Source organism: Nocardia carnea (assembly GCF_029868325.1).
GTDB classification, from domain to species: Bacteria; Actinomycetota; Actinomycetes; order Mycobacteriales; family Mycobacteriaceae; genus Nocardia; species Nocardia carnea_C.
Window position 1 is genome coordinate 1 of record NZ_JARWNW010000196.1, and the last position, 14284, is coordinate 14284.

The 14284-nt window shown below is 68.8% G+C and carries 13 protein-coding genes; 5 read left to right on the forward strand and 8 right to left on the reverse strand.

The annotated features are described in order from the left end of the window. Positions 1-565: 565 nt before the first annotated feature. From QH196_RS16145 to QH196_RS16160, 4 genes are all read right to left on the reverse strand, one after another. A complete protein-coding gene (locus QH196_RS16145) occupies positions 566-2008 on the reverse strand; it encodes an aminotransferase class I/II-fold pyridoxal phosphate-dependent enzyme (protein WP_280416655.1) in 1443 nt (480 codons plus the stop codon). 67 nt (positions 2009-2075) lie between these two features. Then, the gene (locus QH196_RS32545; protein WP_432279502.1) at positions 2076-2564 is read right to left on the reverse strand and encodes a hypothetical protein; all 489 of its coding nucleotides are present in this window, start codon (positions 2562-2564) and stop codon (positions 2076-2078) included. A gap of 616 nt (positions 2565-3180) precedes the next feature. Then, positions 3181-3411, reverse strand: coding sequence for a hypothetical protein (locus QH196_RS16155; protein ID WP_033245578.1), 231 nt, complete (start codon positions 3409-3411; stop codon positions 3181-3183). 146 nt (positions 3412-3557) lie between these two features. After that, a complete protein-coding gene (locus tag QH196_RS16160) occupies positions 3558-3980 on the reverse strand; it encodes a ChaB family protein (protein ID WP_280416615.1) in 423 nt (140 codons plus the stop codon). A 183-nt stretch (positions 3981-4163) separates the two neighbouring features. Here QH196_RS16160 and QH196_RS16165 point away from each other — a divergent pair, with 183 nt between their 5' ends. Continuing rightward, on the forward strand, positions 4164-4631 hold the full coding sequence (locus QH196_RS16165) for a PPOX class F420-dependent oxidoreductase (RefSeq protein ID WP_280416616.1): 468 nt from the start codon (positions 4164-4166) through the stop codon (positions 4629-4631). Positions 4632-4743: 112 nt separating this feature from the next. On the opposite strand, the gene QH196_RS16170 is transcribed toward QH196_RS16165, so the two are convergent. The 3 genes from QH196_RS16170 to QH196_RS16180 all read right to left on the reverse strand — a co-directional run bounded on the left by QH196_RS16170 (position 4744) and on the right by QH196_RS16180 (position 8623). Beyond that, complete coding sequence (locus QH196_RS16170; RefSeq protein WP_280416617.1) at positions 4744-5709, reverse strand: glycerate kinase; 966 nt, start codon at positions 5707-5709, stop codon at positions 4744-4746. Between the two features lie 449 nt (positions 5710-6158). Continuing rightward, positions 6159-7223 (reverse strand): tartrate dehydrogenase, encoded by a 1065-nt coding sequence (locus QH196_RS16175; protein WP_280416618.1) that lies wholly within the window; start codon positions 7221-7223, stop codon positions 6159-6161. After that, positions 7220-8623, reverse strand: coding sequence for an NAD-dependent succinate-semialdehyde dehydrogenase (locus QH196_RS16180; protein ID WP_432279503.1), 1404 nt, complete (start codon positions 8621-8623; stop codon positions 7220-7222). Before QH196_RS16180 ends, QH196_RS16175 begins: the two co-directional genes overlap by 4 nt. Positions 8624-9005: 382 nt before the next feature. On the opposite strand from QH196_RS16180, the gene trpB reads away from it, so the two are divergent. Further along, positions 9006-10247: a tryptophan synthase subunit beta gene (trpB, locus tag QH196_RS16185; protein ID WP_280416620.1), complete on the forward strand. Its 1242-nt coding sequence runs from the start codon at positions 9006-9008 to the stop codon at positions 10245-10247. Between the two features lie 204 nt (positions 10248-10451). Here trpB and QH196_RS16190 read toward each other — a convergent pair whose 3' ends face one another. After that, a complete protein-coding gene (locus tag QH196_RS16190; RefSeq protein WP_280416621.1) occupies positions 10452-10634 on the reverse strand; it encodes a helix-turn-helix domain-containing protein in 183 nt (60 codons plus the stop codon). A gap of 490 nt (positions 10635-11124) precedes the next feature. On the opposite strand from QH196_RS16190, the gene QH196_RS16195 reads away from it, so the two are divergent. The 3 genes from QH196_RS16195 to QH196_RS16205 are packed head-to-tail and all read left to right on the forward strand — an operon-like array spanning position 11125 to position 14219. Next, positions 11125-12588 (forward strand): MDR family MFS transporter, encoded by a 1464-nt coding sequence (locus tag QH196_RS16195; protein WP_280416622.1) that lies wholly within the window; start codon positions 11125-11127, stop codon positions 12586-12588. After that, positions 12585-13388 (forward strand): mycofactocin-coupled SDR family oxidoreductase, encoded by an 804-nt coding sequence (locus tag QH196_RS16200; RefSeq protein WP_280416657.1) that lies wholly within the window; start codon positions 12585-12587, stop codon positions 13386-13388. Before QH196_RS16195 ends, QH196_RS16200 begins: the two co-directional genes overlap by 4 nt. A 45-nt stretch (positions 13389-13433) precedes the next feature. Further along, positions 13434-14219: an IclR family transcriptional regulator gene (locus tag QH196_RS16205; protein WP_280416623.1), complete on the forward strand. Its 786-nt coding sequence runs from the start codon at positions 13434-13436 to the stop codon at positions 14217-14219. Positions 14220-14284: the final 65 nt, after the last annotated feature.

Consider the following 14284-nt stretch of genomic DNA (forward strand, 5'->3'; position numbering starts at 1 on the left):
CTGTTCTACCTGGTGGCACGGATCACCGAGCCGCGGTCGATGACCACGGTGCTCCTGCTTTTAGCCCTCCTCGTGGCCCGCCGGTGGCGAAAACCCGCCCCCCGCGTAAGCCGCGCGGACAAAGAAAACCCCCGCGGCCCGCGCGGGGGGGCGGCCGCGGGCCCCCCGACTGTTGGGACGTAGCGCAACGTCGAGCCCGCCGGCCGCGAGCAGGCTCGGCGGCGAAACGGCCCGAGTGCGCCGGCGGTAATGCCGCGCCGGGACCGATGCCCAGGCGCGGCGAGGGACTCATCGGCCGTCGTTCTCGGGGGATTCGGGCTCGTCCGGGCGTCGCCCGGTCAATCGCCGGTAGCCGACGACTGCGGCGACGAGGATCGCGATCCCGATGATCACGAGTATCTCCATGGGGGGCGCGTACCCGGCAACACACAGCTGAATCAAGCGCCGCCCGGCTCTCCGTTCGGTACCGGACGTGTTCAACCGGGCGAACGGGGCCGTCCGGCCCTCCCAAAGTGTGGCGGCGTGCGCTGCGGCCGCAGGCCCAGGGCGGCGGGGGCGCGCTGGATCAGCCGGCCACGACCCGGATCTGCTGCAACTCGGGATCCGAGGCGTCGGGCAGATTCATCCCGTGATCGTGACCGGTGCGCAGATACTCCAGCACGCCTTCCCCGAGCCGTTCGCCGGGGATCACCGCGGGAATGCCCGGCGGGTACGGCGTGAGCTGTTCGGCCACGATCCGCCCCGCCGCCTTGCCGATCGGCACCATCTCGGTGGGGCCGAAGAACGCATCACGCGGCAGCATCGCGGTCTCCAGCAGCAATTCGTCCGGTTCGGGGACGTGAATCTCCTGCGGTGTATCGCTCGGACTTGCCTGCGCCCGCCACTCGTTCATCGCGGCCACCAAGGTATCGACCGTCTCCGCGTTGTCGGCGAAGGACAAGGTGGCCAGCAGCCGCCGATGATCGCTGAGCCCCATATCGATCCGGCGATTGTTGCGCAGCCAGGCGTCGGCTTCGTAACCGCTGACCCCGGTTTCGGAGATATCCATCAGCACCTGCAGGCGGTCGAGGTCGTGTGAGGCCTCGACTCCCAGCAGATCGTCCTCCATAACGTCGATCCCGGGGATCCGGTCGAGTTCGGTGCGGGCCTGCCGGGCCGTGCGCAATGCCTTGTCGAAGATCTCGCGGCCCTGCTGCACCATCTGCCGGCGCCAGCCGTCGAGCGCGGTGTAGACCAGCACATTCGGGCTGGTCGTCATCAGCAGATCCGCACAATGCCGCAGCCGCACCGGGTCCACCAGATCACCCTGCAGGTGGAACACCGACCCCTGCTCGAACCCGGCGCCCATCTTGTGCACGCTCACCACACAGACATCCGCGCCCGCATCCATCGCCCAGGTCGGCAGATCGGGATGGAACGGCAGATGCGCGCCCCACGCCTCGTCCACGATCAGCGGTTTCCCGCGTTCATGGCATACCCGGGCGATCCCTTCGATATCCGCGCAGGTGCCGTATGGGCTGGGGCTCACGATCAGCGCACCCGCGGCGTCCGGGTATTTGTCCCAGGCCCGGCGAACCTGCTCGGGTGAGGGGGGATGGGTGAAATGGCGTTCGGTATCCCAGCGCGGCGTGATCCAGCGCGGCAGGACCCCGGAGAAGATCAGGCCGGCGACGATGGATTTATGGCAGTCGCGGGCCACGAGCAGACCCCCGTCGCAACCGCCGGCGACAGCCATCATCGCGGCCTTGACCGACAGCGAACTACCGCAGGTGGAGAAGTACGTGCGTTCCGCGCCGACCGCGTCGGCCATGAGCTCTTCGGCGTGCGCGAGGTAGCCACCCTGCGACAACCGGTCGTCGAGGCCCGGCGCCGCCAGCACATCCGCGGCGAACGCGTCCCGGCCGATCACGGCGAGTACGCGATCGTCGGCACCACGGCCCTGCCGGTGCCCCGGGGGAGTGAACCCGTAACGGCCCAGCCGCTGGTAGTCGGCGAGAGCGTCCAGCATCGGCGCCCGGGACTGGTCGAGGCGCTTCCGGGCGCTGTCCTGCGTGCTCGTCTCCCGCGTTCCGTCCTCAGTGCCCACGCTGCTCCCGCAGAGTCGCTCCTTCACCTGTTTTCACCCGGCTGTGCGCGGCGGCCACCATCCCGATACCGGCCACCAGGCATATCCCGCCGCAGATACCCGCGATCACGGCCCAGCCCTCGAAGCCGTAGCCGGCCGCGGTGAGGGTGAGCGCGACCAGCACGATGCCGATCGCGGTCACGATGATGCCCGGCCAGTTCCGGGCGACCTCGATGGACTCCCCGGCATGCGAACGGGTGGTCCGTGAATCGTCGGGGAAACGGTGTTCGTAGGGAATGTTGTGCGGACCGCTGCTTCCGGGAGGCTGCTGCGGGGTGCTGCCGCGCTGCGGGTCACTGCCGGGGGGCGGTTGGGGAGTGCCGCCGGACTGCAGGCTGCTTCCGGGAGGCTGCTGCGGGGTGCTGCCGCGCTGCAGGCCACCGCTGGGGTGCGCCGGCGCACTACTGGGTCGCTGCGGTTCGTCGGGTCCGGAGACCATGATCATGTCCTTCCTGTCGACCTTCCGACCAGGGACTTCGGTCCGGATACCCGCTGATCGGGGATTGAATCACCGGTCCCGCGCCGGCCGCTACCCCGGGCTCGGCATCGGCTCCTGCGCCCCCGCCGTCACCACGGTCATGCGCGGCGGGCGCCCCGGATCGGGCGGAGGGGGCGGGTGCGTGGGATCCGGGACCGGTGGATGCGCCGGGTCGGGCGGGCGACCGGGATCGGGCGGAGGCGGCGGGGGTGTGGGCCACGGTTCGGGTGGTGGTCGTCCGGGATCCGGTACCGGGGACGGCGGCCTGTCCGGCTCTGGTTCGGGTGGCGGCCGTCCGGGATCCGGTGGCGGTGGCGGGGGAGTGGGCCAGGGGCCGGGGTCGGGTGGTGGGGGCTCCGGCGACGGCCGCGGGTCGGTAGCACGCATGATCTTCCTTCCGGACGTCCTGCGCGGGGGATTTCTTCCTCGGCGCCGCGCAGCGGGTGCCGTTACCGGAACGGGGCTCTCCGGTCGGAGCCTGCTCCGCGCGCCGGCGTCGGCCGGTCGTCATCCACGGGCACCGGGACCACCGGCCACCGGTTGAAGACCAGTGGCCGGTGAGCGTGCCGGGGCGGGATCAGCTCAGGCGCTGGGCGAGCAGTGCCTTGGCCTGCTCGGCGCCCTTCTGGCTCTCGTGCTGGGCACGTTTGAAGAATTCGGCGATCTCGGCGTCCCCGGCGCGCTCGGCATCCCGGCTGTACACCTCCATCCGCAATGCGTTGCTCAGACATGCCTCGGTGAACCAGATGAGGTTGTAGTCCTTGTCCTTGGTGCCGGTGAACTGGCCGGTTTCCTGCTGGATGCTCATTACGGCCTCCTGTTCGCTTGTTCGCGCCCGGTAGCGGGCGCCTGCTCTGCCGACGGTGTCCCTACCGTCACCGCCGCCCTACCCGCCGCACCGCCGGCGAAACCGCGGTGCGGCGGGATTACGCGAACCCCCGGCTGCGGCGGCGCTCACTTCCTGCGCCGGGCCGTTTCGCGGCGGTTGGATTTCTCGATGGCGGTGACGAGTTCGTCCTTGGTCATCTTCCACCGGCCGGTGATATCGAGCCGCCCCGCGACGTCGAGCAGATGCTGTTTGGAGGCGTTGGCGTCCACACCTCCGGCGCTGGCGCCCTTCGGGTTCGGGCCACCGCCGGCCGCGCGTTCATCGGACGGGCCCCGCTTCTTCTTCGGCTCCCAGTGGTCGCCGACCTTCTCGAAGCTGTGCTTGAGTGCCTCGTAGGCGACCCGATGCGCGCGTTGTTCGCTGCCGTAGGTCTGCAGTGCCGAATCGTGGGCCTTGGCGAAGGTGCGCTGCGCTTTCTCGTCCGAACGCTGCAATGTGCTCGGCAGTTCCGATTTCCGGACGCTGCCGCGAGCAGTCGTCTTCGGCATCGCGTACTCCTTCCTGGTCCTTGTTGTCAGGCGTTCCGGCGCGGACTTCGTGCTCTCGTTCCGGCCCGGATACCCGGCGGCTACCCGTTCGCGCAATGCTGAATCCGGTGCGCGGCCCAGCCTCGCCGGCCCTGGCTATGCTGCGGAGAAAGTTCACCGCAGCGAACGCAGAGAAAGGCCTCCATGCCCCGCATCGCCAGCGCCACCACCGTCGACCGTGCCGCCTTGCTGGAGTTCCTGCAGTCCCGCCACCGCGGCGTCCTGGTCACCAACCGGTCCGGCGGGTCACCGCAGATATCCCCGGTGACCTGCGGCCTGGACCCGCAAGGCCGAATCGTCGTCTCCACCTATCCCGGTCGCGCCAAGACCCGCAATATCCGGCGCGATCCGCGGGTATCGATCTGCGTGCTGTCCGACGATTTCGACGAGGCGTATGTGCAGATCGACGGGCGGGGCGAGGTGATCGATATGCCGGAGGCGCTGGACGGTCTGGTCGACTACTACCGGGGGATTGCCGGTGAGCATCCGGATTGGGACGAGTACCGCTCGGCCATGGCCCGGCAGAACAAATCGCTGATCCGCATCACCATCGAACGCTGGGGCCCGATCGCCACCGGTGGTTTCCCGCCCGAACACGATCCGGCCGACTGAGCCGCCACCGGCGCCGGGGTGGTTGCGCCGGTTCTCCAGCCGCGCCGCCGATGAAGCCGGTGGGCGTCGGTGAACCACGGGTCTCATCGGCCGATATGGCGTCGGCGCGACTTCAGGAGTTCCGGGTCCCGACAACCCGGCCCGCCGCCCGCATGGCGGCGGTATCGGAGGCGACGATCACCTCGGCGAACCGTGACCGGTAGTCGCCGAGATCCTCGCCCACCGAACCGACCACGGCGTACACCGGGATATCGTCGGCCCGCGCCAGGATTGCCGAGATGATTTTTCCGGCGCGAGTCTGGCCGTCGAGTCGTCCCTCCCCGACGACGATCGCGCCGGCGCCGGCGGCCAGCTTGTCGAATCCGCCGGCATCCAGGACGTACTCGGCACCCGACCGCAACTCCGCGCCGTACTGCGCCCACATCCCACCGGAGAACCCGCCCGCCGCGCCCGTGGCGTCGACACCGGATGGGTCGCGCGGCAGCCGGCGCGCGGTATCGGCGAGGCGGCGGGTCAGTAGTTCCACGGTCGCCGGATCGGCGCCCTTCTGCGGGCCGAAGACGCGGGCGGCGTCGACGTAGCGGGTGGTGACATCGGTGAGCACGGTGATCGCCGCGCCACGCAGACCACCGCCGTCCTCGATCGCCGCGATGGCGCCGGTACCACCATCGGTGGTGGCCGAACCGCCCGCCGCGACCACGATCCGCCGGGCACCCCGGCGCGCGGCCGCGGCGATGAGCATGCCGGTGCCGTAGGTGTCGGCGGCGACCGGATCACGCGGGCCGTCGTGCGGGGTGGTGACCCCACTGGCCGCGGCGACCTCGACCACGGCGACCCCGTCGTCCGACAGGCCGATCGTGGCGGTACACGGCGCACCCCACGGGTTGCGTGCCTCGACGGTCACCCGGTCCAGACCGAGCGGCTCGACGAGTACGTCCAGGGTCCCCTCGCCGCCGTCGGCGACCGGCAGCCGCAGCGCGCGGCCTCCGCTCTCCTCGACGCCACGGCCGATGGCCTCGGCGACCTGCGTCGCGGTATAGGTGCCTTTGAAACTGTCCGGGGCGATGAGCACGGTCACGACGGCGCCCCTGCGCAGCGCGAACGGACTGCACCCGTGGCCCGGGCCGTCCGGGGCCGCCCGTGGCAGGCCGCTTCCGCGAGAAGGCCCCGCTCGGGGCCGCGTTCCGGCGAATCGGCGAGGGCTCGGATTCCGCAGGCATTCATGGACGTAACCCTATCGGCGCCGGCGGCGGGCCACACTCGGAGAGCCCGGCCTACCGTGCGCGGCGCCCCGATCCACCGCGAACCGCAACGCTAACGGTGTGCACGTCGATCCCACGATGCCGGCCTGTTTGCCGTTGTCGCCACCGCCGTCGGCAACCCGCTGCGGGAGGGCGTGCGGATTGCTCATCGTCCGGTGACCCGCGGCCTGAGCAGGATTGTGCCGCATGAGAAACACCATGCGGCACGTCACGGCATCCGGAGGCCGCACCACCGCCGGCCGGCGCGATCACTCGGTGCCCTGCGTCAGCCGGCTGGGAGCAGCACCGACGCCCGGTCGGCGATAGCGGTGCCGACCTCGGTGGTGGTGGCGGTGCCACCCAGATCGGGTGTGCGCGGGCCGCCGTTTCCGAGGACATCGGTGACGGCCCGGTCCACGGCCGCGGCCGCGGTGTGCTCACCGAGGTGGTCGAGCAGCATGGCGGCCGCGAGGATCTGCGCGACCGGGTTGGCGATCCCCTGCCCGGCGATATCCGGCGCGCTGCCGTGCACCGCCTCGAACATCGAGGGAGTGTCACCGGCCGGGTTGATATTGCCGGAGGGCGCCAGGCCCAGTCCGCCGGTGACGGCGGCGGCCAGATCCGAGAGGATGTCACCGAACAGGTTCGAGCCGACGATCACGTCCAGCCGGTCGGGATGCAGCACGATTTCGGCGGCGAGCGCGTCCACATGCATCTGCCGAGTCTGCACCGCCGGGTAGTCGGCGGCGACCCGGTCGAAGATCTCGTCCCAGTACGGCATGGAATGGATCAGGCCGTTCGATTTCGTCGCCGAGCACAACCGGCCCGTGCGCTCACTCGCCCGTTCGAAGGCGTAGCGGATGATGCGCTCACAGCCGACGCGGGTGAACACCGATTCCTGCAGGACGAATTCGTCGGGCCGGCCCGGGTTGTGCTTACCGCCGATCTCGGAGTATTCGCCTTCGGAGTTCTCCCGCACGATCAGCAGGTCCAGATCCTCGGCGGTGCGGTCGTGCAGGGCCGATTCGGTGCCGGGCAGCAATCGGACGGGACGCAGGTTGACGTACTGGGCGAAAGCGCGCCGCAACGGGATCAGCAACCCCCACAGCGAAATATGGTCCGGGACGCCGGGAAACCCGACCGCACCCAGCAGGATCGCGTCGAACCCCGCGAGCTGCTCCGGGCCGTCCGCCGGCATCATCGCGCCCGTCCGCAGATAGTTCTCGCAGGACCAGTCGAATTCGGTCCATTCGATACCGGGCAGTACCCGGTCGATGACCTTGACCGCCTCCGCCGTGACGTCGACGCCGATGCCGTCGCCGGGAATGGTCGCGATCCGATAGGAATTCACAGGGGCACTCCGATGTATTTGATTTCGAGGAATTCGTCGATACCGACCAGGCCGCCTTCGCGACCGAGACCCGATTCTTTCACTCCACCGAACGGGGCCGCCGGATTGGACACCACGCCCTGGTTCAGGCCGACCATCCCGGTGTCGAGGGCCTCGCTGACCCGCAGCCCGCGCCGCAGGTTCTCCGTGTAGACATACCCGACCAGGCCGTATGGTGTGTCGTTGGCCCGGTCGAGCGCCTCGTCTTCGGTGTCGAAGGTGCTCAGGCAGGCGACCGGGCCGAAGACTTCGGTATGGCAGATCAGTGCGTCGTCGGGCACGTCGGTGAGTACCGTTGCCGGATAGAAGTTGCCGGGGCCGTCGAGGGCCTCACCGCCGAGCAGGACCTGAGCGCCCCGGGCGCGGGCGTCGGCCACCAGTTCGGTCACCTTCGCCACGGCGTCGGTATCGATCAGAGGCCCGACGACGACTCCGGGTTCTGTGCCGGGGCCCAGCGGCAGCTGAGCCATTCGAGCGGTGAGTCGTTCGGCGAAATCGGCTGCCACGTGCCGGTGGACGAAGAATCGGTTCGCCGCCGTGCACGCCTGCCCGATATTCCGCATTTTCGCGGCCAGCGCGCCGTCGACGGCCGCGTCCAGATCGGCGTCGTCGAACACGAGGAAGGGGGCGTTACCGCCCAGCTCCATGGAGGTGCGCATCACGGTGCGTGCGCACTGCTCCAGCAAGGTTTTGCCCACCGCCGTCGACCCGGTGAAGGACAGTTTGCGGGACCGGGGGTCGAGGATCAGGGGTGTCATCAGCGGGCCCGGGTCCGAGGTCGTCACGATATTCACCACGCCCGCGGGTGCGCCCGCCCGGTGCAGGATTTCGGCGAGCGCCAGCGTGCACAGCGGTGTCTGTTCGGCGGGTTTCACGACGCAGGTGCAGCCGGCCGCGAGCGCCGGGCCGATCTTGCGGGCCCCCATGGCCATCGGAAAATTCCAGGGCGTGATGAGCAAACTCGGGCCCACGGGCTGTTTGGTGACCAGGAACCGCGAGCCGCCGCCGGGTGCGGGCATATATCCGCCGTCGAGGCGCACGGCCTCTTCGGCGAACCACCGGAAGAACTCGGCGGCGTAAGCGATTTCGCCGCGGGCCTCCGCAAGCGGTTTGCCCATTTCGAGGGTGGCGATGAGGGCCAGGCGGTCGGCGTCGTCGAGGAGCAGGCGATGGGCGCGCATCAAAATATCGCTGCGCTCGCGAGCAGGGGTCCGTGCCCACTGCGCCTGAGCCGCCGCGGCGGCGTCGAGCGCGGCCATCCCCTCCTCGGGCGTGGCATCGGCGACCGTACGCAGCTGTCGCCCGGTAGCCGGATCGATCACCGACATGGCGGCCGCAGCCGGGCGCCATCGGCCCCCGATGTAGAGGCCGTCGGGTACGGACTGCACGGCGTCGCGTTCGGCGTCGGTGAGTGTCTCTTCGGTGAGCACGGCGACGGCTCCTCCCTCTCGGCGCCCGGTCATACCCTGGGCTGAATTGTCGACAATCCTACAATAGTGGCCGCCTCGGTGTGGCGGTACGGCGAGTGTCCAGGTCCGTCGGTTCCCCCTGCTCCCGAACGAGCAGCACCGAAGGGGCCGTGAGACGTGAATGCCGTACCGCTTCCGTTCCCGGTGACGGGAATCGACACTGCCAACACCTTTTCTACTGTTGACACATCCGTTGCCAGGAGGAGATCCGGTGTTTGCGCCGGCGGCACAGAATCTCTTCCGGTAATCAGGAATCAGAGAATGCGGGTGCAGGATGGTCGTCGGTAATGGGGTGGATCAGAGTCCCGATCGCCAGGAGGACCTACCTGATGAACGGGGCCGGTTCGGGCGCTTCGGCGGCAGATATGTTCCCGAAGGGCTCATGGCCGCTCTGATCGAACTGGACAGCGCGTACGAACAGGCTCGCGCCGACGACGGATTCGTGAGTGAGCTGGGGGAGCTGATGCGCAGCCGGGTCGGGCGGCCGACTCTGCTCCACCCGGTGCCGAGTTTCGCGGCGCGGCTCGGAGTGCCGGGCGCGACGGTCTATCTCAAACGCGAGGATACGGCGCACACCGGGTCGCACAAGATCAACAATGCGCTTGGCCAGGGGTTACTGGCGAAGCGGATGGGGAAGCGCCGGATCGTCGCCGAAACCGGGGCCGGGCAGCACGGGGTCGCGGTCGCGACAGTGTGCGCGATGCTCGAAATGGCCTGCACCATATATATGGGTGCCGACGATATGGAACGGCAGCGGCACAATGTCGTGCGAATGCGTCTGCTGGGGGCAGAGGTACGGGTGGCGGAAATGGGGAACCGGCGGCTCAAGGAAGCGATCAGCGAAGCCGTTCGCGACTGGGTCGCGCATGTGGACAGCACCCACTACCTCTTCGGTACGGTGGCCGGACCCGCTCCCTATCCGCGCATTGTGCGCGATTTCCAGACCATCATCGGTATGGAGGCGCGGGCGCAGATCCTGGCCGCGGAACGCCGGCTGCCCGATGTCGTGCTCGCGTGTGTGGGCGGGGGAAGTAATGCCATCGGCACGTTCCATCCTTTCGTCACGGACTCGCAGGTCCGGCTGATCGGCGTGGAGGCGGCCGGTCACGGCGTCGATACCGGCGCGCATGCGGCATCGCTGAGCGCCGGTTCGCCGGGCGAAATGGATGGCAGTTTCAGCTACCTGCTGCAGGACGAGGACGGGCAGATCGCAGTGACCCACAGCGTGGCCGCCGGTCTGGATTATCCGGGAGTCGGACCGGAGCTCAGCCACCTGAAGGAGACCGGCCGCGTGCAGTACGCGGCCGCGACCGACGCGCTGGCCCTGCGTGGCCTGCAGGCACTCGGCCAGAGTGAGGGGATCATCGCGGCCCTCGAATCGGCCCATGCGGTGGGCCACCTCCTGGATATAGCCGAGCGTGGCCGTCTTTCGAAGGATTCCCTTGTGCTGCTGTGTCTTTCGGGCCGTGGGGACAAGGACTTGGAGGTCGCCGCGCAGCGGCTGGGACTAGGCTGACCGCGCTGTGCAGCGTATTCGGTTCTGGACTCCGCGTGTGGTCGGACAACAGGTATCGGGTTCCGGTGGGGTTTCGGCGTCGCGCTACGACACCACGCCTACACGCTGAGCCAGCCGTCCGAGTTCGCCGGCGGTGAGGTCACGGCGGGCCATCCCGGACCGCTTCGAGCGCGGTCCGTCGTTGGGCAACTCGGCGAGACTGAACTATAGCCGGTTGACCGGGCAGGGGGCCGGCCGGTCGAGCATGTCGACGGTCGGTACGCACCCGCCGCCCTCGATCTTGGCGATTGTGGGTTGTGTGGTCCCCATGCGGCGGGCGAGCTCGGTCTGGGTCAGTCCGGCGCCGGTACGTCCGGCATAGAACAATTCGGCCATCCGCGGCGCCAACCCGCCTCCTCGTAGGCGGCTTCGTGCTCGGCCCGCTCCGCATCGGTCAGCTGCGCCAAACCGGGCGCCGTTGCCCATTCGCCGGACCGGGGCCGGACCACAGCCGGTTGGCGGGCCAGAGTGCCGGCGGATCCGCCTGTTCGGCTCGGGCTGCTGCTCGTGGCCCGGGTCGCCAAGCGCATGGCGGTGCCGATCGCGTCGACTCTGCCCCGGTGCCGGCATGACGTCGGTCACAGCGGAAGTGGTCGGTATGCGAGAGGTGGCCACGGAAGTGCTGGTTCTCGGCGGGCGTACGGCTGGTTCTCGGCGGCGTCCGGGGAATAGTGCGGCCCGAAAATCGATTGATCTCGTGCGTAGCCGTAGGAAAGACTGGCGCGTCACCGATGAGCCGGACGGGTCGTACCCGTCTGCTTTCATATGGGGCCCGGGCCCGGTCGACGACGACCGCCCGATGCCACGCACAGTTCGTTCACGACCCCGGAGGTAGCCGATGCCCGCACTGAAGTCTGTTCGCCGGGCCGGCGGGGGTACCCCCGCGGTGATCCAGCTGCTCGTGATCGCGACCTTCGTGGTGATCTTGAACGAGACCATCATGATCAACGCGATTCCGCGGTTGATGAACGACCTCGAGGTCACCGAACGCGCGGCGCAGTGGGTCTCCACCGCCTTCATGCTCACCATGGCCGCGGTCATCCCGGTAACCGGCTGGTTCCTGCAGCGGGTCACGACCCGGCGGGCCTATGCCATGGCCATGGGGATCTTCCTCGCGGGTACGGCGCTGTCCGCGGTCGCGCCGTCGTTCGCGGTGCTGCTGGTCGGGCGGATCGTGCAGGCGGGCGGTACGGCGGTGATGATGCCGCTGCTGATGACCACGCTGATGACGGTGGTGCACGAACGCGATCGCGGCCGGGTCATGGGCAACGTGACGCTGGCGATTTCGGTGGCGCCGGCCATGGGTCCGGTCATCTCGGGGCTGGTGCTGCAGGTCGCGTCGTGGCGGTGGTTGTTCGTGCTGGTGCTGCCGATCGCGGGGGTGGTCACCTGGTTCGGTCTGCGCAGCCTGGAGAACGTCGGTGAACCGGAGGCCGGCTCGATCGACTGGTTCAGCGTGGTCTTCGCGGCACTCGGTTTCGGCAGCCTGGTCTATGGCCTGAGCCAGTTCGAGGCGGGCAGTGTCACGACACCGGCGCTGATCACCGTGGCCGGGATCGCGCTCATCGGGTTGTTCGTGGCCCGTCAGCTGTGGTTGCAGCGCACCGGGACGCCGCTGCTGGATTTGCGAGTCCTGCGGGCCGCGACCTATGCCAAGGGATTGGTTCTCATGGCGGTGGCGTTCCTGGCGATGCTCGGTTCGATGATGCTGCTGCCGCTGTATCTGCAGAACCTGCGCGAGCTGTCGCCGCTGCTCACCGGCCTGCTGGTGATGCCGGGCGGGCTTGCGATGGGCCTGCTGGGGCCGGTGATCGGCCGGATGTTCGACCGTTTCGGTGGCCGCGTCCTGGTGATTCCGGGATCGATCGCGATCACCGCCGCGCTCGCGGGCTTCACCCAGATCTCGATCAGCACGCCGTACTGGCAGTTGCTCGGATTGCACATCCTGCTCATGATCGGGCTGGCTGCGGCCTTCACACCGGTGTTCACCCTCGCGCTGGGCGCGCTACCGGAGGATCTCTATTCGCACGGCAGCTCGATGCTGGGCACTCTCCAGCAGGTCGCCGCCGCGCTGGGCACCGCCCTGGTGGTGACCGTGATGGCGACCCGGGCGGGCACGCTGGAGGACGGCGGCGCCGATGCGGTGTCGGCACAGTTGGGCGGGATGCAGTGGGCGTTCGCGGTCTCGGCGGTGCTATCGCTGGTCGTGATCGTCATGGCGGTCCTGTTGCCGAACCGGTCCAGCGCACCGGAGGAGGACGATATCGGCGAGAAGGCCGAGGCGGAGTTGGTCGAGGCCTGATCGTCCCCGGGGCGGGTCGCGGTCAGGGGAGAAGCCACGCGGTGCGTTTCGCGCGGGAAGGCGCCGATATCATCGCCGTCGACACCACGGCGGAGGCGAAGAGTGTGCCCTACCCCCTGGCCACCGCCGAGGATCTGGCCGAAACGGCGCGCCTGGTGGAGGCCGAAGGACGGCGGATCTTCGCCCGGGACGCCGACGTCCGTGACCTCGCCGCCCTGACCGCCGCCGTCGACGAAGGGGTGAAGGCACTCGGCCGCCTCGATATCGTGGTCGCCAATGCCGGCATCTCCAGTCCGGCGCCGACGCTGGGCATGAGCGAGGACACCTGGCAGGAGATGATCGATATCAACCTGACCGGTGTCTGGAAAACGCTGAAGGCATCGGTGCCGCATATCGTCGAATCCGGGCACGGCGGTTCGGTGGTCATCACCAGTTCGGTGGCGGCGATGGTGGCCCAGGAGAACATCGCGCACTACGCCGCCGCGAAAGCTGGTCTGGTGAGCCTGATGAAGGTGCTGGCCAAGGAGCTGGCCCCGCAGAGTATCCGGGTCAATACGGTCCACCCGGGCACGGTGGGCACCGATATGGTCTACAACGAATCCACCTATCGGCTGTTCCGGCCGGATCTGGAGAACCCGGGCCGCGCCGATTTCGAAGCGGTGGCGGGAAAGATGAACCGGCTGCCGGTGACCGCCCTCGCGCCGGAGGACATCACGAATACGGTGCTGTTCCTGGTATCCGATGCCGCGAAATACATCACCGGCACCACCCATATCGTCGACGCCGGGAACGCGCTGTAGAACGCCGAGATCGGGGCGAGGGCGACCGCGGCGTAGATTCGGCGTATGTCCAGGGATGACGGCGGGGCGGCCGCGAACCATCAGCCGCTGCTGGTGCTGGTGAAGATCACCGAGATACTCGACGCCTTCTCACTGGCCCGGCCGTCGCTGACCTTGGGCGAGATCCAGCAGGCCACCGGTTTCCCTACCTCCACGGTGCAGCGGCTGGTGACGAATATGGTCGCGCAGGGGCTGCTGGATCGCGCGGGGGACCAGATCCGGATCGGGCTGCGGATGAGTTATTGGGCGGCGACGGCGGTGAAAGGGCTGGATCTGCTGTCGATCGTCGACCCGGTCCTGCGCGAGATCCGCGACGAGACCGGTGAGACGGCGTGTGTGTTCCGGGCCGAACACGGTTTCCGGGTATGCGTCGCGATCGCCGAGACCCGCCACGCCCTGCGCCGGGACATGTACGTGGGAAAGATCATTCCGCTCTACGCCGGATCGGCGGGCCGGATTCTGCTGGCCTGGAATCCGGATCTCGCCGAGCAGGTGCTGTCCGCACCCCTGGAACCGCTCACCGAAGGCACGGTGACCAGCCCGGCGGATCTGCGCACACTCATCGCGCAGGCGAAGGCCGACGGCTATGCGATCAGCGCCGGCGAACGAGAGGATTCGGCGTCCGGGCTGTCGGCGCCGGTGTTCGACGCGGCCGGGAAAGTGGTGGCGGCGTTGACGATCAGCGGCCCGACGATCCGGATGCCGCGCGAACGGTGCGAGGAATGGGTGGATCTGCTCGTCGGCTACGCCGAGCAGGTCACGCGCACGCTCGGGGGCCGGATCCCCGCTTGAGGGCCCTTCGGGATATTGCGTACGAACCGGCCCCGGTGCTGCGCGGTCGGCCGGGCGGCGGAGCC

Excerpts from the sequence above, each read along its gene's own strand:
- QH196_RS16145 (WP_280416655.1), bottom strand. The coding sequence starts at position 2,008 with ATGCTGGACGCTCTCGCCGACTACCAGCGGCTGGGCCGTTACGGGTTC.
- QH196_RS32545 (WP_432279502.1), bottom strand. The coding sequence starts at position 2,564 with ATGGTCTCCGGACCCGACGAACCGCAGCGACCCAGTAGTGCGCCGGCG.
- QH196_RS16155 (WP_033245578.1), bottom strand. The coding sequence starts at position 3,411 with ATGAGCATCCAGCAGGAAACCGGCCAGTTCACCGGCACCAAGGACAAG.
- QH196_RS16160 (WP_280416615.1), bottom strand. The coding sequence starts at position 3,980 with ATGCCGAAGACGACTGCTCGCGGCAGCGTCCGGAAATCGGAACTGCCG.
- QH196_RS16165 (WP_280416616.1), top strand. The coding sequence starts at position 4,164 with ATGCCCCGCATCGCCAGCGCCACCACCGTCGACCGTGCCGCCTTGCTG.
- trpB (WP_280416620.1), top strand. The coding sequence starts at position 9,006 with ATGGTCGTCGGTAATGGGGTGGATCAGAGTCCCGATCGCCAGGAGGAC.
- QH196_RS16195 (WP_280416622.1), top strand. The coding sequence starts at position 11,125 with ATGCCCGCACTGAAGTCTGTTCGCCGGGCCGGCGGGGGTACCCCCGCG.
- QH196_RS16205 (WP_280416623.1), top strand. The coding sequence starts at position 13,434 with ATGTCCAGGGATGACGGCGGGGCGGCCGCGAACCATCAGCCGCTGCTG.